This is a genomic window from Chryseobacterium gambrini, from assembly GCF_900156825.1.
Classification (GTDB): domain Bacteria; phylum Bacteroidota; class Bacteroidia; order Flavobacteriales; family Weeksellaceae; genus Chryseobacterium; species Chryseobacterium gambrini.
The window spans coordinates 100,741-121,453 of the sequence record NZ_FTOV01000007.1 but is presented as its reverse complement, the minus strand read 5'-3'; the positions used below and the strand labels follow the sequence as shown (position 1 = coordinate 121,453).

Sequence of the window (20,713 nt, the reverse complement as noted above, 5' to 3'; positions counted from 1 at the left end):
GCTGGGAAAAATTATTTCTCAGCTTTTTTTTATTGATTTTGAATTTTAATTTTTCAAAATAAAAAGTAAAATTTTAATAAAATTTATTTAAAAACCAAAAGAATTCAGTCATCCTTAAATAATTATTAGTGATGAGATAAGCAAATAAAATGAGGAAGATCACCGTTAAAAAAGACAGAATTTTTGGTGATTGCCTGTAGTAATGAAATAGCCATCCTAATAACAGTGGATACACAAAAACAAAATGACCTCCGTAGATGTATGACGTGTGAAGTCCGAATCTCATAACACAGTGAATGATAACGTCAAACAGAAAAGAAATCATGAGAACCTGAACGAGTTTATTTCTGAAATTTTTAAAATAACTCCAACAAATCAGGATCAATAAAACGGCAATAAAAATATAAGGAATCCATGATGAATAAACAGTCATTATAATCCCTTTATAGTGGTAACCGCTCATGTTATGTTTATCGCGGATCAGGAAATTTGAAAAAAGTATATTTCCCCCGAAAAAGTACGAAAGGATCATATCCCATGTAGGAGTAGAATTTACATTGGAGAATTTTTCGTACTGTTCATTGGTTTTGCTGAATATATTCTGATATTTAAAATCGATTCGGTTTAAGTATAATAAAACAAAGCAGACGCAGGTAAAAAGTCCTCTGAAAACCGCATTCCCAAATTTTTTCCAGTTTCTGAAAACTCCCTTTTCAAAAGCGACGGGAATAAAGACTTTAACAATATTCGTTACCGTTAAGCCTCCGATGGTAACCCCTGAAAAAGCTAATGCTAAAGCCGGAATTTTCTTCTCTTTCTTTAATTTTATAGCTGAATAATGATGAAAGAGGGTCAGGAAAAATAAAGTGTAGGTAAAGTTTTCCGGAGTGAAAGAAAGGAGAATATTCGTTGAAAATGCTCCGAAAAACAGAATTAGTAAAAGGTTTAAAACTAAAGGAAGACGGATAATATTTTTAAGATATTTAAACACCTGAAGAATGCTTAAACTTACGGCAAGATTACTCATCCAGGCTAAAGCGAAACGGAAATTTCCATCCATTTTTCCGTTAGAGAAAAGTAAAGCCAGTTCTCGGATCCAATTAAAAAAATAGTAGGAAAGCGGGTGTCTTTCAAAACTTCCGCCGGTCATCACAATAGATTTGTTGTCGAAGCTGAAATACGCATCCCAGGGAATTCTTCCGTCAAAGATAATTTTGTGATGAATCGCAATGTATGATCCCATATATCCGTAAGCGACGAGAAAGAAAAGAAAAACAATAAGTTCAATTCCCGTCGACGGAAAAAGCAATTTGAAAAAATGGATAAATTTTGTTTTGAATTTTGACACCTGCAAAAACTTTCTGCAAAAGTAAAATAAAAAACCCACCAAATCTGATGAGTTTTTGTATTGATTTTTATGATTTTAAAATTAAGAGCTGCACGAAAGCGTTGAACATCCCGATACATCATCATAATCTGAAGGTCTTTTTGCTGAAAATTCCGGATAAACAGTGTGGTACGGATTTTCTAAAGCGTGGGTTAATTTTTTCAGCATTTCTGTTTTTCCGTCATTAATTTCCTCAATGCACTGGTAGAGAAGATAATTTCTTAAAATAAATTTAGGATTGGCTTTATGCATGATTTCCAAAGATTTTTCCCTTGAAATAATATTTTTTTCTAGTCTTGACTGATAAGCTTTCATAAAATCCTCCAGTTTCGAAAGTTTCTCATCATTTAAAAATGTGTAAGAGACATTTTCAAATTGCAATCTGAGATCTTTCTGGTCATCATATTTTTCGAGTTCGTTGAAAAATAAGGTATAATCTAATTGAAGATCCTGCATCAGACTTTGCCATGTGGTAAAGAATTTTTCATCGCTGGTTAACAATTGATCAAAACCGAATTTTCTGCACAGCATTCTGTCGTGCGATTCCCAGAAATAGCTTCCGTAATCATTTAAAACATCTTCCAGAAACTTTTCATCTTTAATTAAAGGATGAAGTGCATTTGCCAATTGCCATAGGTTCCATTGGGAAATCTGTCCCTGTTTTCCGAAAGCATATCTTCTTCCGGGAAGATCGGTGGTATTCGGAGTGAAATTTAAATCATATTCATCCATCATCGAATAAGGTCCATAATCGATCGTTAAACCTAAAATCGACATATTATCTGTGTTCATTACTCCATGAACAAATCCTACACGATACCATTCTACCATAAGATCTGCTGTTCTTCTGCATACATTTTCGAAGAAATCTTTGTACTTCTGAATTCCTTCCGAAGAAATTTCTTTGAAATAATGATCAATGGTATAATCTGCAAGTTCCTGCAATGTTTTGTATTCCTGTTGGGCAGACATCAATTCAAAATGACCGAAACGTAGGAAGCTTTCTGCGATTCTGATGACTACCGCTCCTTTTTCCAGTTCAGGATTTCCGCTGTACATGATATCTCTTACGACTTCTTCTCCTGTAAATGCCAAACTCAATGCTCTGGTTGTAGGAACTCCTAAATGAAACATCGCTTCGCTCATCAGATATTCACGTACCGAAGATCTTAAAACGGCTCTTCCATCTGCGTGTCTGGAATAAGGAGTTGCTCCGGCTCCTTTCCACTGTATTTCGTTTTTCTTTCCTGAATTGTTTTCAATTTCTCCGGCAAGAATGGCTCTTCCGTCGCCTAATTGTCCAGCCCAGTTCCCGAACTGATGTCCCGCATAAGCAGTGGAGTAGGTTTTGATATTTTCGGGAAGATGTGTTGCTGCCAAAAAATTAAGATCTTTTTCTTCAAGCGCTCCAAGTCCGATTTCTTCTGAAAGTTTTTCGTTAAAGGCAATTAACTCTGGATGATCAAAACCAACCGGCTGAACAGTGGAAAATAAAACCTTCGGAGTATTTCTCTGTAGGGTATTGCCGGAAAAATCTCCGGGAAACTTTTTTATAAAGGATTGTTGTATGTTTTCAAGATTCATAATTCAAAGGTATTAATTAAAAAGAAAAGACCTTCCAAATGATTGAAAGGTCTTGTATATTTCTAAAAAAGAATTTATTTATTATTGAAGTCTATGTCTTCCCCTGTATTTAGGTTTTCGTTTACATTTTCTTCTTTTTTACCCGGTGTTTTTGGTCCGCTTGGATCTGCCGGTTTCGGATTTTTGATCTCATCAAGCGTCTGTAATCCGCCATCATCTCCGTAACCTGCGCCTAATCCTTTAAGATTTGAACAGCCGTCTTTCCATTCTGAAGGTTTTACGAATTTATCATCCGGAGAGATTTTTAAGCTTTTATCTGCCCATACTTTCTTCATGTAGATTGCCCAGATTGGTAATGCCATTTTAGCTCCCTGTCCTTCTCCTGTTCCGTAGAAGTGGGTGGCTCTGTCTTCCCATCCAACCCATGCTCCGGTTGCCAGTTTTGGTACGATTCCCATAAACCAACCGTCTGAGTTGTTCTGGGTAGTTCCTGTTTTACCGGCAATTTCGATATCTTTTGAAATTCCTTTTCTTCCCAGTTCCCCTGAAGCGGTTCCGTATTGCGCTACTCCTTTCATCAGTTCAATCATGGTATAAGCGTACAGCGGATTCATCACTTCTTTAGGTTCTACATTTACTTCCTTAATTACGCGGCTGTTGGCATCTTCAATTCTCCAGATCATTTCCGGTTTGTTGTAGTTTCCGTAGTTTGCAAAAGTACTGTAAGCTCCTACCATTTCGTAGATGGTAATATCCGAAGCTCCTAAAGCCATTGGTAAGCTTGTGGAGATTTCTTCTGTTACTCCCAAATCTCTCGCGGTTTGTATTACGCTTTGTGTTCCCGTCATTTCGGCAAGACGAAGTGCAACAGGGTTTTGTGAGTGCGCCAATGCATCTTTTAAAGTAAGCATTCCGCCTCTTCCCGGAACACGATAGTTTCCTTTTGTAAATGTTGCATTAGAAATAGTAGAACAAGGTGTTAAACCTAGTTTCATAATCGCAGTTGCGTAAACGAAAGGCTTAAATGTTGAACCTACCTGTCTTTTACCTTGTTTAATGTGGTCATATTGGAAATGCTGCCAATCGATTCCTCCAACCCAGGCTTTAATTTCTCCTGTTCCCGGAATTACAGACATCAATCCTGCCTGAGCAACTTTCTTGTGCCATCTGATAGAATCCCAAGGAGACATTTCTACTTCTTCTTCTCCAGCCCATGTAAATCTTGAGGTTTTAACAGGTTTTTTAAATTCCATTAAAATAGAATCTTCCGGCATTCCGTCTGCTTTAAGAAGTTTGTAGCGTCCTGTCCTTCTCATTGCCTGAAGCATCAGATCATTCACCTGCTTATCATTCAGGTAATAGAATGGCCAGTTTTTTCTTCCTCTCTGCTCAGCGTCAAATCTTTTCTGAAGATCCGTTAAATGCTCTCTGATTGCATCTTCTGCATATTTCTGCATTCTGGAATCAAGAGTTACATATATTTTTAAACCGTCTTTATAAAGATTTAATTTTTTACCGGTTTCTTTTTCGTAATCGTCAAGATATTTGTCGATTTCTTTTTTCAGATAAAACTTATAATATGCGGAATAGCCTTCTGTAATATTACTTATAGGATGAAAATCAACTGTAATTGGCGTTGCTGTAGCTTTATCAAAGGTTGCCTGATCGATATATCCTGTTTTCAGCATTTGATCCAAAACAACATCTCTTCTTGTTTTTGCTCTTTCAGGATTTCTGTATGGATTATTTTTTCTTGGATTTTCAAGCATGGCAACAAATGTTGCTGCCTCCGGTAAAGTAAGCTCAGAAGTTTTTTTATTAAAATAAATCTTCGAAGCCATTTCAATTCCGTTAGCATTAAATAAGAAATCAAACTTATTGAAATACAGTGTTATGATTTCTTCTTTCGTATATCTTTTTTCAAGACTTACGGCAACAACCCATTCTTTTAATTTCTGGAATGCTCTTTCAATTCTGTTTTGAGAAGCATTTCCGGTGAAAAGTAATTTTGCAAGCTGTTGGGTTATTGTGGATCCACCGCCTCTTTTACCTCCATAAGCTACCGCTCTTACAACTGATTGTAAATCAATTCCTGAGTGTTCTTTAAAACGTTCGTCCTCTTTTGCCTGTAAAGCATAGATTAAGTAAGGCGGGAGATCTTTATAAATGATAGGCTGTGTTTTCTCTTTTTCAAATTTACCCAAAAGAACTCCGTCTGAAGAGTAGATTTGTGAGGCAACATAAATATCCGGATTTTCAAGCTCTTTTACATCCGGCATTTCTCCTACGAAACCTTGCGATACGGCAAAGAATAGCCCTGAAATTCCTAAAACCAAAGCAAAGAATCCGATCCAGATAAATTTAACCCACCTTTTCCAGGCAGTGTCTTTCTTTTTAGGAGGAAGAGGGAAGGTTTTCCCTTTGTTCCCAGTATTTTGTTTGTTCACTTCCATTGATGATTACGGTTTAGCCGTTTCTATTTTTACTCCAATGTCTTCAATTCCCGGAAGGTTGTCGTTTCTCATCGCTTGAGTAAGACCGATTTCATATTTTCCTTTTGCGGGAAATTTATAATTCAGTTTATATTGAAACAAAGTTTCCTTCGTATCTCCAAATCCTGTTCCGAGCCATTCTCCGTTAGGTTTTGCCAACACATAATTCAACGTATCCGTTTGCTTTTTCTTACTTTGAAGGTCGGTAAAATTGACAATAAACCTTATATTGCTGTAAGGATAATTGTTATTATTTCTTACAACAAATATAATATTTTTAGGATTTTGCGGATCTGAAATTTCAAGATTAAATTTTTGTTCACTTTTCTTATTCCATTTGTTATCAACAGAATTCATAAAAACTTCTCCTTCGGTGGAAGAATTACAGCTAAAGAAAAGAATAAGAGTAAATAATCCTAAAATTTTACGCATTGTTATCTTTTTTTGGAGGAAACTTCTTTTTAAATTTCTTTTTGTTTGGATTTGGTTTTTTATCAGTTTCAGCACCTGCAGCAGCTTCTGCTTTTTCCAACTGAGGTTTCGGCTGTTGAGGCTTTTGCGGTCTCGGTTGGTTGTTATTAGAATTGGCTTTTGGATTTTGCTGCTGTTTTTCCTGTCTTTGAGGTTTTTCAACAGATTTTTCATTTCTTTCAGGACGCTCCTGTCTCTCAGGTCGGTTGGTGTTTTTCTTCTGACCCTGCTGATTATGGCTGTTCTGATTGTTGCTATTCGGTCTGTTTTGGTTTTTATTTCTGTTGCCTCTGTTTTTCTTTTCGAAACGGTCTACGTTGTTCTCCTGAATCAGGTCGATGCTTGCAAAAGGAGTTTCCGGCTGTTTCAGCTCTTCCAGTGGAAGTGTTTTTTCTCCGCGTTTATTCTTGGAGATCAGCTTTTTAACCAGATCAATATCAAAATCGTACCACGCAATTGAATTTTCTACATAAGCAAACCACATTTTCTTTTTGAAAACGTCGATTTTAATGCAGAAAGCTCTTCCTTTCTCGGTATCAAGAGTGGTGGAAGAAGACGGGAAATTGCTTAAAGCATCCAGATAACTGTCTAATTCATAATTAAGACAGCATTTAAGTTTACCACACTGTCCGGCAAGTTTCTGAGGATTGATACTCAGTTGCTGATATCTTGCCACGTTGGTATTTACAGATCTGAAATCCGTTAACCAAGTCGAACAGCAAAGCTCTCTTCCACAAGATCCGATTCCGCCTACTTTTGCGGCTTCCTGTCTAAAACCGATCTGTTTCATATCGATTTTTGTACGGAAAGCTCCGGCGTATTCTTTAATCAACTGTCTGAAATCTACACGGTTATCTGCCGTATAATAAAAAGTGACTTTAGAGGCGTCTCCCTGATATTCCACATCGGTGATCTTCATTTCAAGACCTAATCTGTGCGCTATTTTTCGGGCGTCTATTTTTACGCTGTCCTCTTTTTTTCTTGCTTCCTGCCAAACTTCAAGATCTTTCTGATTGGCCTGTCTGTATATTTTTAGTGCCGATTCTTCAGAACATTTTTTCTTTTTCATCTGAATCTTTACCAATTCTCCGGTGAGACTTACCACACCTACATCGTGTCCGGGACTCGATTCTACTGTTACTACACTACCTATATGTAAAGGAATATTGTTTACATTTTTATAAAACGATTTTCTGTCATTTTTAAATCTAACTTCTACAAAATCACATCGGTTCGGTGCGGGATTGTTGATGTTAGAAAGCCAGTCAAAAACACTTAATTTATAACTATTACCACAGGTATTTACATTTTCACAGCCATTCGCGGTCTTCTTGGGTCCGCAAGAATGTGCAGAATCGCCGGATGTTTTACATCCACAACTCATATATTATATATTTAATTTGCAAATTTATGATTTTTATCTTTATGAGGTCTAAAATAATCAAATATTCGGGAATCGTTTTGTTTAAGACTAAACAAAATGTTATTTTATGAAGATAGTTTGAATTAATCATTTAATAATGATGTTTTTAAAGCTTATTTTACTTAAAGTGCTATTTTAAACATAGTTTTCTTTTGCGTTGATGTTTAAAATTTTATGATTTATTAACAGATGTATCTAAAATAATTTTATATTTGGATTATATAATAATAGTCTATGAAAAAAATATTGATATCAACAGCTTTATTGGCAGGTGTATTATCTTATGCAGGAGGCTTCAGGGTTTCTCTGCAAGGGGTGAAGCAGTTGGCAATGGCGCATACCAGTGCACATGCTGAAGATGCGAGTGTTACGTTCTTTAACCCTGCGGGAATGTCTTTCATTCCTTCAAAACTTAGTGTTGCTGCGGGTGGATTCGGGATAAGTTCTAAAGTAACCTATCAGAATCTTACTACTTTGGAATCTTATTCTACGGATAATCCTATGGGAACTCCTATTTATGCTGCGGTAGCTTACAAAGTGTTAGATAATCTTTCTTTAGGTTTTAATTTTTCAACGCCTTACGGAAGTACGGTAGAATGGCCGGATAACTGGGCTGGAAAAGAAATTGTAGAGAATATAGAACTGAAGGCATTTTATTTTCAGCCGATGGTTTCTGTGAAATTATCACCTTGGGTCTCTTTCGGAGCGAGCTATATTTATGCTAAAGGAAGTGTAGACTGGACGAAAGCGGTTACTCAATTAGGAGGAAATTTAAATCTAAAAGATGATAAGGCTTCAGGACACGGTTTTGGTTTAGGTTTCTATTTCAGACCTGAAGAAAAACTGGATGTAAGTATTGCTTACAGATCTCCGGTTTATATGAATGCGGACAAAGGAAAAGCTACATTTAATATTTCTCAGGCATTATATTCTTCAGTAAGATTAGACGCTAACGGACAGGATAACTTTAAGGCTGTTCTTCCTTTGGTGGATGAATATACAATAGGGGTTACCTATAAAATAACACCGAAATGGCAGGTTTCCGGAGATTTCAACTACTACGGATGGGAGAAGTATAATAAGCTTACATTAGATTTTGAAAACGCATTGGCAGGAAATCAGGCAGACGATCCTACCAAAAATGTAACGCCTAAAAACTTCCACAATTCTAAAGCTTTCAGAATCGGAACGCAATATATGATTACAGATAAAGTTGCTGGAAGATTAGGATATTATCATGATGAATCACCTTATGACGACGCACACTTCAGTCCGGAAACACCATCTTTTGATGCTAATGTAATTACCGGAGGGATTGGATTTAAACTCAATAAATTAGGAGTAGACCTTTCAGGAGCTTACAACTTCCAGAAGTCAAGAAATATAAACAATGCATTTTATAACCTTTACGGGCAGGCTAAAGCACAAGCATTTTACTTTGGTTTAGGTTTGTCTTATAACGCATTTTAATTTTTAATCAAGAATTATGAAAAAAATATTAATTTCTACATTCGCTATTTCAGCGTTGTTGTTAAATGTAAGTTGTGATACAGACTTCGATACTGATGTAAAGGATGTGGTAGTAACTTCCGGAGAAGCCAATTTTTCCAAATATGTATCTTTAGGAAATTCTCTTACTTCGGGGTATAGAGACGGAGCCCTTTATTTGGATGGACAAAACGAATCTTATCCTTCAATGATTGCAATGCAGATGAAGCTTGCAGGAGGGGGTGATTTTAAACAGCCTCTAATGCCAAATAACGTTGGTGGATTCAATAATCTTCCGGGATTTTCAGGTAAACTGGTTCTTAGTGTAGTAAATGGGTCACTTACACCGGTGCCATCTGCTCCTGCAGCGGCGTTAGATAACATTTCTTCAGGTGCACCTTATCAGAATTTAGGGATTCCGGGAGCGAAATCTTTCCATTTGGGTATTGCGAGCTATGGATCTCTTAATCCGTTTTATGCAAGATTTTCTACAGGGGTAAGTCCTGTAGCGGCGGCAGTAGCTCAAAATCCTACTTTCTTCTCTCTATGGATCGGAAATAACGATATTTTAAGCTACGCAACCAGTGGAGGAACAAATTCTACAACAACAGGAGGCGTTACAACATATACACCTGCTGTAGTTCAGACAGGAAATATTAATCCTGCAACTTATGGATCTAATGATATTTCTGATCCTAACGTGGTAGCGTCAAGTATCAATTCTTATGTAACAGCGCTTACAGCGAACGGTGCGAAAGGAGTAATTGCTAATATTCCAAGCGTAACAGCAATTCCTTTCTTTACAACGGTTCCTTACAATCCGTTAACTCCGGCTGCTTTAGGTGCTAATCTTAATACGCTAAACACAAGTCTGTACGGTCCGCTTAAACAGGCGCTTACAGCTTTTGGAGCGGGGGATAGAATCAATCTTTTATCTTCTACTTCATCAAACCCTGTTTTGATCAGAGATGTTTCTTTAACGAATTTATCAGCACAGCTTACTGCGGCACTTACGCCGTCTTTAGGAGCGGCTACAGCTGCTGCTTTCGGACAGATTTACGGACAGGCGAGACAGGCAACCGCAGAAGATTATATCCTTCTTACGACCAGAGCGGTAATCGGATCTACTAATCCGAATGCTCCGGCTTCCATTAATGTATACGGTATTTCTTATCCATTAGAAAACCAGCACGTGCTTTCAAAAACTGAAGCAGCAAATGTGACAACTGCTATGACTGCCTATAATACTTCAATTAAGTCTATTGCAGATGCTAAAGGACTTGCATTTGTAGATGCAAATGCTAAAATGGTAGAACTTAATTCTCAATCCGGAATTTTGTATGATGGGATAAGATACACTGCAAAATTCGTAACCGGGGGAGCTTTCTCTCTGGACGGGGTTCACCTTACAGGAAGAGGCTATGCAATTATTGCCAATGAATTTATTAAAGCTATCAATGCTAAATATAAATCTACCTTACCACAGGTAAATCCAAATAATTATTCCGGAGTAAAATTCCCATAATAACTGGATAAATAAAAACTTAGAAACCACAAGAGTAATTCTTGTGGTTTTTTTTAAATTTGCAAAATCTTTAAAAAGTAAAAATGGCCGATCAGTTAAGTTATCTATTTTCTACAAGGACGAGTAAGGACTTGGCAGAGAAAATTGCCCAAAATTATGGGAAAGAATTAGGAAAAATCAACTTTCAGACATTCAGCGACGGAGAATTCGAACCTGTTTTAGACGAATCCGTAAGAGGGGGAAGAGTTTTCCTGATTGGATCTACGTTTCCGCCGGCAGACAATTTATTAGAGCTTCTTCTGATGATTGATGCTGCCAAAAGAGCTTCTGCTAAGAGTATTACCGTAGTGCTTCCATATTTCGGACTTGCAAGGCAGGACAGAAAAGACCAGCCCAGAGCGCCAATCGGTGCTAAGTTGGTGGCAAACCTTTTAACGGCAGCAGGAGCTACAAGAATCATGACAATGGATCTCCACGCAGATCAGATTCAGGGATTCTTCGAAATTCCGGTAGATCATCTGTATGCTTCTACTATTTTCGTAGATTACATCAGAGATCTCAATCTGGAAAATCTTACGATTGCTTCTCCGGATATGGGAGGTGCAAAAAGAGCGAAAAACTATGCCGGTCACTTGGGTGCAGATGTAGTAATTGCTTATAAGGAAAGAAAAAAAGCAAACGTTGTAGAAGAAATGTTCCTTATCGGAGATGTGGACGGGAAGAATGTTATCCTTATTGATGATATGATCGATACCGCAGGAACACTTTGTAAAGCGGCAGACATCTTAATGGAAAAAGGAGCGAAATCTGTAAGAGCAATGGCAACTCACGGAGTGCTTTCAGGAAAAGCTTACGAGAATATTGAGAAATCAAAATTATTGGAAGTTATTGTAACTGACTCAATTCCTGTTAAAAATAATTTGTCATCTAAAATAAAAGTGCTATCTTGCGCCCCATTATTTGCGGACGTTATGAAGATGGTTCACGAGCACCAGTCAATTAGCAGTAAGTTTGTTATTTAACTGATATTTAGGAGTTTGCAAATTTAATTTGAAACAATTTTTTAAATTTTTTATAAATGAAATCTATTACAATTCAAGGTACAAAAAGAGAAAGCGTGGGCAAAAAGTCTACAAAAGCTTTACGTGATGCTGAATTAGTTCCTTGTGTTGTTTACGGAGGTGAAGCTCCTTTGAATTTCTCTGCTACTGAGAAATCTTTCAAAGGTTTGGTATACACTCCTGAAGCACACACGGTATCTATTGAGGTTGATGGTCAAACAATTCCGGCTGTTCTTCAGGATATTCAGTTTCACCCGATTACAGACAAAATTCTTCACGCAGATTTCTATCAGTTATCTGATGATAAGCCAGTTATCATGGAAGTTCCTGTAAGAATCACTGGTCGTTCTAAAGGTGTTGTAGCTGGTGGTGTTCTTCGTCAGTCTTTCAGAAAGCTGAAAGTAAAAGCAATCCCTGCAAACTTACCGGATGAGATCGTTGTAGACGTTACTCCGTTAAGAATTGGTAACAAACTTTATGTAGGAAGTATCAAAACTGAAGGATACTCTTTCATGCACCCTGACAACGCAGTTGTAGTAGCTGTTAAGATGTCTAGAAATGCAATGAAAGGTGGTGCAGCAGCAATGGACGATGAAGATGAAGAAGAAGTTGCAACTGAAGAAGGAGCAGCTCCTGAAGCGACTGAAGCAGCAGCAGAATAAGAATTTCTTATTGAGATATAGAAAACCTGTCAATTTTTTGGCGGGTTTTTTTATTATTCTATCCGATAAAACTTTCTTTGTCTGAGTAATTGAATCTTTCTATTGCCTGTTGCCCAACAAGACGACATCCGTCATCTTTGCTTTAGAAAAAAAGCCGTAAATTTGAAGAGTTCTAAATAAGAACGTTTTAATTAAAAATTTAATAAATGTTTGACATTCAGGAAATCAGAAGTCAGTTTTCTATATTAGATCAGAAAGTGAACGGTAAACCACTGGTTTATCTCGATAATGCAGCCACCTCTCAAAAACCGGATTCCGTTTTGGAGGTCTGGAACAAATATTACACAGAAATCAATGCGAATGTACATCGTGGAATTCACACACTGAGCCAGTTGGCAACTGAAGAAATGGAGCTTTCCAGAAGAAAAATCCAGAAATTCATCAATGCTGAACATGATTTTGAGGTTATTTTCACCAAAGGAACTACCGAAGGAATCAATTTGATCGCCTATATTTTAACCCAAAAATTAAAAAAAGACGATGAAATTATTATCTCTTATCTGGAACACCATTCCAATATTGTTCCGTGGCAGATGCTTTGTGAAAGAACCGGAGCGAAGCTGAGAGTCATTCCTATGGATGAAAACGGAATTCTTCAACTCGATCAGTTTGAAAAATTTTTAAATGAAAAAACAAAAGTTGTTTCTGTTAATCAGGTTTCCAATGCTTTAGGAATTATTAATCCGATTGAAGAAATCATTGCAAAAACAAGAAAGAATACCAATGCTTATATCGTTATCGACGGAGCTCAGTCTGCGCCTCATTTTACCCTTGATGTTCAAAAAATGGACTGCGACTTTTTTGTTTTCTCGGGGCACAAAATGTACGCTCCAATGGGAACGGGAATTCTGTACGGAAAACAGCAGATTCTTGAAGACTTACCACCATTTCACGGAGGCGGAGAAATGATTGCCACCTGTTCTTTTGACGGAACCACTTACGCAGGTCTTCCTTTTAAATATGAAGCAGGAACACCAAATGTAGGTGGAAACATTGCTTTGGGAGCTGCCGTGGATTTTATTCTGAAAGTAGGGCAGGAAAATATTCAGAACCATGAAAATGCTTTGCTGGAATATGCGCAGAGACAGCTTCTGGAACTGGAAGGCATTAAAATTTATGGTGAAAAAGCCAACAGAACCGGCGTTGTTTCTTTCAATCTTGATGGAGTCGGAATTGCTTTGGATGTAGGAATGATTCTGGATAAACTTGGGGTCGCCGTAAGAACGGGGCATCACTGTACGCAGCCGATTATGGATTTCTTCAATATTGCGGGAACCGTAAGAGCCAGTTTTGCGGTGTACAATACATTCAGTGAAATTGATGCTTTGATAGAAGGCGTAAAAAAAGCACAGAGAATGCTAAGTTAGACTTAGATTTTTTTATAATACAAAACGGTCAGAGAAATTTCTGACCGTTTTCTTTTTGTATGTACTATTAATTCAATTCTGAATCGCACATTTCCATCGGAACCAGACATTTTGTAGAAAGACACGGATTTCCGCTCGGAATCTGAAGACAGCATGCATGATATCCGTTATATGTGATGTGGTACGTATTGGCAGGACAGGTATGACCGCCTAAAACCTGTTTTAAGTTCTCTCTTTGGATTTTTTTTAGATTTTTCATAATGTTTTGTTTTATAGTAGTTTGTAATAAGTCCCTAAGATATGAAAAATATTTAAAATGATATTTTTTAATAAATTTCAAAAAATAATTTCCTTCGGTGTAACCTTTTCCGTTTTTAATTGTCTTACTAATAGAAACAAATAATTATGAAGCTTCTGTTTGGAAATAAAAAAGATGATTTGCTGAGCCGCCTCAAAAGGCAGGAACCGGCAGCGCAGAAAGTTTTTTATGATCAGAATGTAAAGAAATTTCTGAGCATCGGCAGAAGTTACGTTACAGATTTGTATCAGGCTGAAGATTGTGTAATAAAAGCGTTCTGTAAAATTTTTAAAAGTATTGAGACCTTTAGAAATGACGGAAGTTTTGAAGGCTGGGCAAGAAGAATTGTGGTGAACGAATGTCTGAACTTTATTAAAAGCCGCAAAACCGTTTTTTATCTGGACGATATCAACCAGTCTTATCTGGAAGAAATTTATGAAGAGGATATTGCTTTTGATTTCAATGCGCAGGAACTTCTGGATCAGCTTCCGGATGCTTACAGGATGGTTTTTAACCTCTATGTTCTCGAAGATTATTCGCATCAGGAAATTGCGGATACTTTGCAGATTTCTGTTGCCGTAAGTAAGACACAACTGTTTCGGGCAAAGGAAAAAATGAGAAAAATTTACTTTCAACAACAAAAAGCACTGAAAAATGAACACTACTAAAAATAATATAGAACATCATATCAAAAAGCAGATTTCAGAAAGAGAAATTACTCCTTCTAGAAATTTGTGGTCTGAAATTGAAACCCAGTCGGAACGAAAAAACTCAAAAACAAAAATAAATTGGTATTTGGTGGCGGCTTGTCTGGTTTTAACGTTCAGTTTGGGAGCAGTTTTGTTTTTTAATAAAGAAAATAAGGAAACTGAAAAATCTGAAATTGTTGCTGAGGTTAAAAAGCAGGTTATTCAAAATAAAGAGCAGGAACTAACAGTACCATCTCCTGAAATTGTAAAGCAGAAACAAACAGAATCTGTTGCTATAGTAAATATTCCGAGTGAGAAAAAGAATGAAGCGATAGAGTCGCAGATCATGATTGAGCAAAAACATATGCCTTTAACAAAAGAAAATGCTCCGGAAATTATCGGCACTATTTCTAAAATCGAGCCTGAAAAAATCATGGCAAAGTCAGATTCTGCAAAAACTCAGGGGAAAAGAAAAAGATATGTTGATCCTTCTACATTACTGTTCTCGGTAGAGCATAAAGACGTTATCGAAAAAACCAAAGAAAGCAATGTAGCAACCATTGATCTGAACGGAAAATAATACTTCAAATTTTTAACAACTAAAAAAATAATACTATGATTAAAAAAATGATCATGATGGGACTATTGTGCCTTTTATCTGGTACAGCCTATTCTCAGAAAAATCTTACCTTAAATCTTCAGCCTAAAGAAGATACGGAAGTAAGCCCGATAGTAAAAGAAAAAGTAGATGAATACGCCCGAAAAATTGATTCGATTATTCAGGAAGAAAAAAAACTGATGGAAGCAGAGCTGATGATTCTGCAGGCTAAAAACCTGGATAAAGCTGAATTCGACAAACAAAAGGCTCTTGTTGCCGACCGCTTTTCGGAAAAAATTGATCAGCGAATTGAAGAACTTGGTTTTGATCTGGATTCTGTGATTCAAAAGCAGGTAAGATATTCTCTTCTGAATTCTGATGTAACTTCCAACGAAGAAATTAAAGAAAAACTTCTAAGGAAATTCCGTCCGACTAAGAACTTCACCGCCTATTTTTCTTACGGAGCCATGATTCTCACCAATGATAAAGCAGATAATGATCTGGATAAAAACTTAGGATACGCGGGAAATCTTGAATTTGGGTTGAAATTCAATTATCAGTTCAGCAGAACAAGTCATTGGGGATTAATTTCCGGGCTTGGATTTTCATGGAGAACCTTAAATATTGATAATAACCGGTTTTTTGCCAAAGACATGAATTCGGATGTTTATCTTTCGACTTATGATAAAAATTTAAGCAAAAGCAAATTGAGAACAGGCTACGTCATCGTTCCTTTGGGGTTGCAGTATAATTTTTCTAAACTGAAAAGTGCAGGAATGGATATCCAGTACAGAGACTATCAGAAAGGCTTTAAAGTAGGCGCAAATGTTTATGGAGGAGTAAGAATGTCGACAAACAACATTATTAAAGGCGAAGAAATCAGCCAGAGAGAAAGAGGAAATTATCAGGTAAATCCGTTCATTTATGGAGCGCAATTTACCGTTTCGTACAGCGATTTCAGCATTTTCGTGAAGAAAGATTTCGGTAATTTTTTCAAGGATAATCAATTTGAAAATGACAAAGCTCTGGTTATAGGTCTAGCTTACAAATGGTAAAAACACGTAACATTTATATATAACAGGAAACCGCAGGACAAACTTATCCTGCGGTTTTTTACAATATTTAACAATTTAATTCTTAGTCTATTTCAGGCTTCCTACCATATCTTCAGGTTTTACCCACTCGTCAAATTGTTCGGCGGTTAAAAGTCCCAGATTCACCGCTTCTTCTTTTAAGGTAGTTCCGTTCTTATGGGCGGTTTTGGCAATTTTTGCAGCATTTTCATAACCGATGTGCGTGTTCAAAGCTGTTACCAGCATCAGAGATTTATCAACCAGTTCTTTAATTCTTTCATAGTTCGGTTCAATTCCTACTGCACAGTGATCGTTAAAAGAAATACAGGCATCGGCAATCAGTTGGGCAGACTGTAAAAAGTTATAAGCCATCACAGGTTTGAAGACATTCAGTTCGTAATTTCCCTGTGTTCCCGCAAAAGAAATGGTCGTATCATTTCCTAAAACCTGAGCGCAGACCATCGTCATTGCTTCATTTTGCGTAGGATTTACTTTTCCCGGCATAATGGAAGAGCCCGGCTCATTTTCCGGAATATGAATTTCTCCGATCCCAGAACGAGGTCCAGAAGCTAATAATCGGATATCCTGAGCAATTTTAAACAAAGAAACCGCTAATTGTTTTAAAGCTCCGTGAGATTCTACAATCGCGTCATGAGCTGCCAAAGCCTCAAATTTGTTTTCTGCGGTTACAAAAGGAAGATTCGTAAATTTCGAAATATATTCTGCCACTTTTACATCATAACCTTGAGGGGTATTTAAGCCGGTTCCAACCGCGGTTCCGCCTAAAGCCAGCTCAGAAAGATGAGGTAAAGCATTTTTCAGTGCTTTCAAACCATAATTTAACTGAGCGACATACCCTGAAAATTCCTGACCTAACGTTAAAGGCGTTGCGTCCATCAAATGTGTTCTTCCGATCTTTACAATATCTTTAAACGCTTCTGATTTTTCTTTTAAAGTATCTCTTAGTTTTTCGACAGCCGGAATAGTAGTTTCCACCACTTTTTTATAAGCCGCGATGTGCATCGCAGTTGGATAAGTATCGTTGGAAGATTGCGATTTATTCACGTCGTCATTTGCATGGATTTCCGACTTTTCGCCTAAATTTCCACCGTTGTTGACGTGTGCTTTATTGGAAATCACTTCATTTACGTTCATATTTGACTGTGTTCCCGAACCGGTCTGCCAGATCACCAAAGGAAACTGATCGTTAAGTTTTCCTTCTAAAATTTCGTCACAGACTTTTGCGATCATATCTCTTTTTTCGGCGGGAAGAACTCCCAGATCAGTATTGGTAAAAGCGGCTGCTTTTTTTAGATAAGCAAAAGCTTCGATGATTTCATGTGGCATGGAACCTTCCGGACCGATCTTAAAATTATTTCTTGAACGTTCCGTTTGGGCTCCCCAAAACTTATCTGCAGGAACCTGCACTTCGCCCATCGTGTCTTTTTCTATTCTGTAATTCATGTGATTGAAATTTGTTTAGTTTTGATTTAACCCCAAAAGCACAAAGAATTATTAATATTAAAAATCAAATTTCACAAAATGAAAATCGAAGATTTTTAAAACTAATGTGTTCTTCTAAAGCATTATTTATTAAACTTAAAATAACTAAAGTGTTTAAAAGCTTTTGCGTCTTTTGTGGTTAAAATATCTTCGTATAAAGTTAATGAGAAAAGAAAACCCCCGCAATTTATAATCATTATAAATATCAATCTAAGTTACTGATTTTACTCATGCTTTTTTGAGTAAGCCGTATTTTTGCACCCAAAGAAAAAAGTAAAATGGATTTCAGATATCAGGATCCGTATCCGATTCTAAAGGATGATACGGTATACAAAAAATTGACTTCAGACTATGTAAAAGTTGAAAAATTAGGAGACAGAGAAATTTTAACCATTGATCCGAAAGGGCTTGAGCTTTTGGCGGAAGAAGCAATGGCGGATGTTTCTTTCATGCTTCGTTCTTCGCATCTTGAAAGTTTAAGAAGAATTATTGATGATCCAGAAGCTACGGACAACGACAGATTTGTGGCTTATAATTTATTACAGAATGCAGCGGTTGCTGTGGAAGGAGCTTTGCCTTCGTGTCAGGATACCGGAACTGCAATTGTGATGGGTAAAAAAGGAGAAAACGTTTACACAGGCGTTGATGATGGAGAACATTTAAGCAAAGGAATTTACAATACGTATCAAAAAAGAAATTTAAGATATTCTCAGGTGGTTCCTTTAACGATGTTTGATGAAAAAAATTCAGGTTCCAATCTTCCGGCGCAGATTGATATTTACGCTAAAAAAGGAGATTATTACGAGTTTTTATTTTTAACGAAAGGAGGAGGTTCGGCAAACAAGACCTTTTTGTATCAAAAAACAAAGTCTTTACTGAACGAAAAATCTCTGGAAGAATTCATTAAAGAGAAAATTTCAGATTTGGGAACGGCTGCTTGTCCGCCTTATCATTTGGCTTTGGTAATTGGCGGAACTTCCGCGGAAGCCAATTTGGCGGCTGTTAAAAAAGCATCAGCAAAATATTACGACAATCTTCCGACAGAAGGAAATGAAGCAGGACAGGCTTTCAGAGACTTGGAGTGGGAAGCAAAAGTTCAGAAAATCTGTCAGGAAAGTGCTATCGGAGCACAGTTTGGCGGAAAATATTTAACTCACGATGTGAGAGTAATCAGATTGCCTCGTCACGCCGCTTCCTGTCCGGTTGGAATGGGAGTTTCCTGTTCAGCAGACCGAAATATCAAAGGAAAAATTACGAAAGACGGAATTTTCTTAGAACAACTGGAGCAGGATCCGAAGAGATTTTTACCGGCAACACCGCCACATCTGGAAGAAGCAGTAGAAATCAACCTGAATCAGCCGATGTCTGATATTTTAGCAGAACTTTCAAAATATCCGATCAAAACGAGACTGAAGCTGAACGGTACTTTAATTGTAGCCAGAGATATTGCCCACGCAAAAATCAAAGAATTACTGGATGCAGGACAGCCAATGCCTGAATACTTCAAAAATCACCCGATTTATTACGCGGGACCTGCAAAAACTCCGGAAGGAATGGCTTCAGGAAGTTTCGGACCGACAACGGCGGGAAGAATGGATGTTTATGTAGATGAATTCCAGAGCCATGGCGGAAGTATGATTATGCTGGCAAAAGGAAACAGAACAAAAGACGTTACCAATGCCTGCAACAAATACGGAGGTTTTTATTTAGGTTCCATCGGAGGTCCGGCTGCTATTTTAGCGAAAGACAATATTCTTTCTGTTGAAGTGGTGGATTTTCCGGAATTGGGAATGGAAGCCGTAAGAAAAATTGAAGTGAAAGATTTCCCTGCGTTCATCATTACGGATGATAAAGGAAATGATTTCTTTGCAGATCTTGCGCACTAAAAATAGTTTATAAATAATTACTACTTTGTATTGCATGGTACTTTATTTAAAGTTATCTTTGCAATACAAAATAGTATTATGAAAAATTTTTTACTTACATTTATATTTAGTACAACTGTTTTCAGTATATCTTTTGCTCAGACGGATGCTAAGATTGACAGTTTGATACAAAAAGAGTTTAAAGATTCAGATGCTCCCGGCGGTGTTTTCCTGGTTTCTAAAAAAGGAGAAATTATCTATGAGAAAGCATTTGGTAAGTCTAATTTGGAACTGAATACGGATATGACTGTCCAAAATGTATTCCAGATAGGCTCTATGACCAAGCAGTTTACAGCTTTTTCTATTTTACTTTTAGAATCCAAAGGTAAATTAAATATAAAAAATCCTATTTCTAAGTATATTCCCGATTATCCGAATGGAAAGTCTATCACCATTCATCATTTGCTTACCCACACTTCTGGAATCAAAGATTTTACGAAAATGAAATCAATCTCAGAAATCGCACAAAAGGAAATGACTCCCAAAATGATGATTGATTTTTTTAAAAATGAACCTGTTGATTTTAGTCCCGGAGAAAAGTTTGATTATAATAATTCCGGTTATGTATTGCTTGGGTATTTAATTGAGTTAGTTTCCGGAGAAACATATGAAGATTTCGTGAAGAAAAATATTTTTGAAAAAATTGGGATGAACAACTCTTTTTATGCTACAGACAGAAAGATAATCAAAAACAGAGCTTATGGATATCATGAAAAGAAAGATGGGTTTGTAAACAAGACAATTATCAACTACAGTGTTCCATTCGCTTCCGGATCTTTAATGTCAACCGTTGAAGATATGCTGAAATGGCAAGATGCTATTAATCGATATACTATTCTTGATGAAATACATACTAAAAAACTTTATACAAAAAATAAACTAAACAGCGGAGAAGAGTTTACCTATGGATATGGATGGCATTTAAAAGAGATCAACGGAACTCCTACAAGAGAGCATGGAGGCAGCATTTTCGGATTCAAATCTATGGGAGTATATATTCCCGATGCAGATATATATGTATTAGGATTCAGCAATTGCGACTGTCATTCCCCAACACAGCTTACAAAAGATATTGCTCAATTAGTTTTAAATAGTCAAAATTAGCAG

The 20,713-nt window shown here is 36.9% G+C and carries 17 protein-coding genes; 10 read left to right on the top strand and 7 right to left on the bottom strand.

All coding sequences use genetic code 11. The features are described from left to right. Positions 1 to 73: 73 nt before the first annotated feature. The 5 genes from BW951_RS13995 to BW951_RS13975 all read right to left on the bottom strand — a co-directional run bounded on the left by BW951_RS13995 (position 74) and on the right by BW951_RS13975 (position 7,318). Positions 74 to 1,348, bottom strand: a complete 1,275-nt coding sequence (locus BW951_RS13995; RefSeq protein WP_076394126.1) for a DUF6080 domain-containing protein — start codon at positions 1,346 to 1,348, stop codon at positions 74 to 76. Positions 1,349 to 1,429: 81 nt separating this feature from the next. Then, entirely contained in the window at positions 1,430 to 2,971 is a 1,542-nt protein-coding gene (locus BW951_RS13990) for a protein adenylyltransferase SelO (protein WP_076393890.1), read from the bottom strand. Positions 2,972 to 3,045: 74 nt separating this feature from the next. Further along, complete coding sequence (locus BW951_RS13985) at positions 3,046 to 5,424, bottom strand: penicillin-binding protein 1A (RefSeq protein ID WP_076393888.1); 2,379 nt, start codon at positions 5,422 to 5,424, stop codon at positions 3,046 to 3,048. A gap of 6 nt (positions 5,425 to 5,430) precedes the next feature. Further along, positions 5,431 to 5,895 (bottom strand): gliding motility lipoprotein GldH, encoded by a 465-nt coding sequence (locus BW951_RS13980; protein WP_076393886.1) that lies wholly within the window; start codon positions 5,893 to 5,895, stop codon positions 5,431 to 5,433. Next, positions 5,888 to 7,318, bottom strand: a complete 1,431-nt coding sequence (locus tag BW951_RS13975) for a PSP1 domain-containing protein (RefSeq protein ID WP_076393884.1) — start codon at positions 7,316 to 7,318, stop codon at positions 5,888 to 5,890. The genes BW951_RS13980 and BW951_RS13975 overlap by 8 nt, the downstream gene beginning before the upstream one ends. Positions 7,319 to 7,591: 273 nt before the next feature. Between BW951_RS13975 and BW951_RS13970 the strand changes: the two genes are divergently transcribed. The 5 genes from BW951_RS13970 to BW951_RS13950 all read left to right on the top strand — a co-directional run bounded on the left by BW951_RS13970 (position 7,592) and on the right by BW951_RS13950 (position 13,520). Then, complete coding sequence (locus BW951_RS13970; protein ID WP_076393882.1) at positions 7,592 to 8,827, top strand: OmpP1/FadL family transporter; 1,236 nt, start codon at positions 7,592 to 7,594, stop codon at positions 8,825 to 8,827. 16 nt (positions 8,828 to 8,843) lie between these two features. After that, entirely contained in the window at positions 8,844 to 10,370 is a 1,527-nt protein-coding gene (locus BW951_RS13965) for an SGNH/GDSL hydrolase family protein (RefSeq protein WP_076393880.1), read from the top strand. A gap of 83 nt (positions 10,371 to 10,453) precedes the next feature. Continuing rightward, a complete protein-coding gene (locus BW951_RS13960) occupies positions 10,454 to 11,392 on the top strand; it encodes a ribose-phosphate pyrophosphokinase (protein ID WP_076393878.1) in 939 nt (312 codons plus the stop codon). 56 nt (positions 11,393 to 11,448) lie between these two features. Further along, positions 11,449 to 12,093, top strand: coding sequence for a 50S ribosomal protein L25/general stress protein Ctc (locus BW951_RS13955; RefSeq protein WP_076393876.1), 645 nt, complete (start codon positions 11,449 to 11,451; stop codon positions 12,091 to 12,093). A gap of 206 nt (positions 12,094 to 12,299) precedes the next feature. Then, complete coding sequence (locus tag BW951_RS13950; protein WP_076393874.1) at positions 12,300 to 13,520, top strand: aminotransferase class V-fold PLP-dependent enzyme; 1,221 nt, start codon at positions 12,300 to 12,302, stop codon at positions 13,518 to 13,520. A gap of 67 nt (positions 13,521 to 13,587) precedes the next feature. Here the strand turns inward: BW951_RS13950 and BW951_RS13945 are convergent, their stop codons facing one another. Beyond that, positions 13,588 to 13,779, bottom strand: coding sequence for a bacteriocin-like protein (locus tag BW951_RS13945; RefSeq protein ID WP_076393872.1), 192 nt, complete (start codon positions 13,777 to 13,779; stop codon positions 13,588 to 13,590). Positions 13,780 to 13,925: 146 nt separating this feature from the next. Here BW951_RS13945 and BW951_RS13940 point away from each other — a divergent pair, with 146 nt between their 5' ends. Genes BW951_RS13940 through BW951_RS13930 form a run of 3 tightly spaced genes read left to right on the top strand, consistent with a single transcriptional unit; the run spans position 13,926 to position 16,160 of the window. Then, complete coding sequence (locus tag BW951_RS13940) at positions 13,926 to 14,486, top strand: RNA polymerase sigma factor (RefSeq protein ID WP_076393870.1); 561 nt, start codon at positions 13,926 to 13,928, stop codon at positions 14,484 to 14,486. Further along, entirely contained in the window at positions 14,473 to 15,087 is a 615-nt protein-coding gene (locus tag BW951_RS13935; RefSeq protein WP_076393868.1) for a hypothetical protein, read from the top strand. Before BW951_RS13940 ends, BW951_RS13935 begins: the two co-directional genes overlap by 14 nt. A 35-nt stretch (positions 15,088 to 15,122) precedes the next feature. Beyond that, a complete protein-coding gene (locus tag BW951_RS13930; RefSeq protein WP_076393866.1) occupies positions 15,123 to 16,160 on the top strand; it encodes an outer membrane beta-barrel protein in 1,038 nt (345 codons plus the stop codon). Between the two features lie 87 nt (positions 16,161 to 16,247). On the opposite strand, the gene fumC is transcribed toward BW951_RS13930, so the two are convergent. Then, positions 16,248 to 17,642 (bottom strand): class II fumarate hydratase, encoded by a 1,395-nt coding sequence (fumC, locus tag BW951_RS13925; RefSeq protein WP_076393864.1) that lies wholly within the window; start codon positions 17,640 to 17,642, stop codon positions 16,248 to 16,250. Positions 17,643 to 17,959: 317 nt separating this feature from the next. On the opposite strand from fumC, the gene BW951_RS13920 reads away from it, so the two are divergent. Further along, positions 17,960 to 19,567, top strand: coding sequence for a fumarate hydratase (locus BW951_RS13920; protein ID WP_076393862.1), 1,608 nt, complete (start codon positions 17,960 to 17,962; stop codon positions 19,565 to 19,567). Between the two features lie 78 nt (positions 19,568 to 19,645). Then, complete coding sequence (locus BW951_RS13915; RefSeq protein ID WP_139326162.1) at positions 19,646 to 20,710, top strand: serine hydrolase domain-containing protein; 1,065 nt, start codon at positions 19,646 to 19,648, stop codon at positions 20,708 to 20,710. Positions 20,711 to 20,713 lie beyond the last annotated feature (3 nt).

Coding starts and splice junctions, on each gene's coding strand:
- BW951_RS13990 (WP_076393890.1), bottom strand. CDS start 2,971: ATGAATCTTGAAAACATACAACAATCCTTTATAAAAAAGTTTCCCGGA.
- BW951_RS13985 (WP_076393888.1), bottom strand. CDS start 5,424: ATGGAAGTGAACAAACAAAATACTGGGAACAAAGGGAAAACCTTCCCT.
- BW951_RS13980 (WP_076393886.1), bottom strand. CDS start 5,895: ATGCGTAAAATTTTAGGATTATTTACTCTTATTCTTTTCTTTAGCTGT.
- BW951_RS13975 (WP_076393884.1), bottom strand. CDS start 7,318: ATGAGTTGTGGATGTAAAACATCCGGCGATTCTGCACATTCTTGCGGA.
- BW951_RS13970 (WP_076393882.1), top strand. CDS start 7,592: ATGAAAAAAATATTGATATCAACAGCTTTATTGGCAGGTGTATTATCT.
- BW951_RS13965 (WP_076393880.1), top strand. CDS start 8,844: ATGAAAAAAATATTAATTTCTACATTCGCTATTTCAGCGTTGTTGTTA.
- BW951_RS13960 (WP_076393878.1), top strand. CDS start 10,454: ATGGCCGATCAGTTAAGTTATCTATTTTCTACAAGGACGAGTAAGGAC.
- BW951_RS13955 (WP_076393876.1), top strand. CDS start 11,449: ATGAAATCTATTACAATTCAAGGTACAAAAAGAGAAAGCGTGGGCAAA.
- BW951_RS13950 (WP_076393874.1), top strand. CDS start 12,300: ATGTTTGACATTCAGGAAATCAGAAGTCAGTTTTCTATATTAGATCAG.
- BW951_RS13945 (WP_076393872.1), bottom strand. CDS start 13,779: ATGAAAAATCTAAAAAAAATCCAAAGAGAGAACTTAAAACAGGTTTTA.
- BW951_RS13940 (WP_076393870.1), top strand. CDS start 13,926: ATGAAGCTTCTGTTTGGAAATAAAAAAGATGATTTGCTGAGCCGCCTC.
- BW951_RS13935 (WP_076393868.1), top strand. CDS start 14,473: ATGAACACTACTAAAAATAATATAGAACATCATATCAAAAAGCAGATT.
- BW951_RS13930 (WP_076393866.1), top strand. CDS start 15,123: ATGATTAAAAAAATGATCATGATGGGACTATTGTGCCTTTTATCTGGT.
- fumC (WP_076393864.1), bottom strand. CDS start 17,642: ATGAATTACAGAATAGAAAAAGACACGATGGGCGAAGTGCAGGTTCCT.
- BW951_RS13920 (WP_076393862.1), top strand. CDS start 17,960: ATGGATTTCAGATATCAGGATCCGTATCCGATTCTAAAGGATGATACG.
- BW951_RS13915 (WP_139326162.1), top strand. CDS start 19,646: ATGAAAAATTTTTTACTTACATTTATATTTAGTACAACTGTTTTCAGT.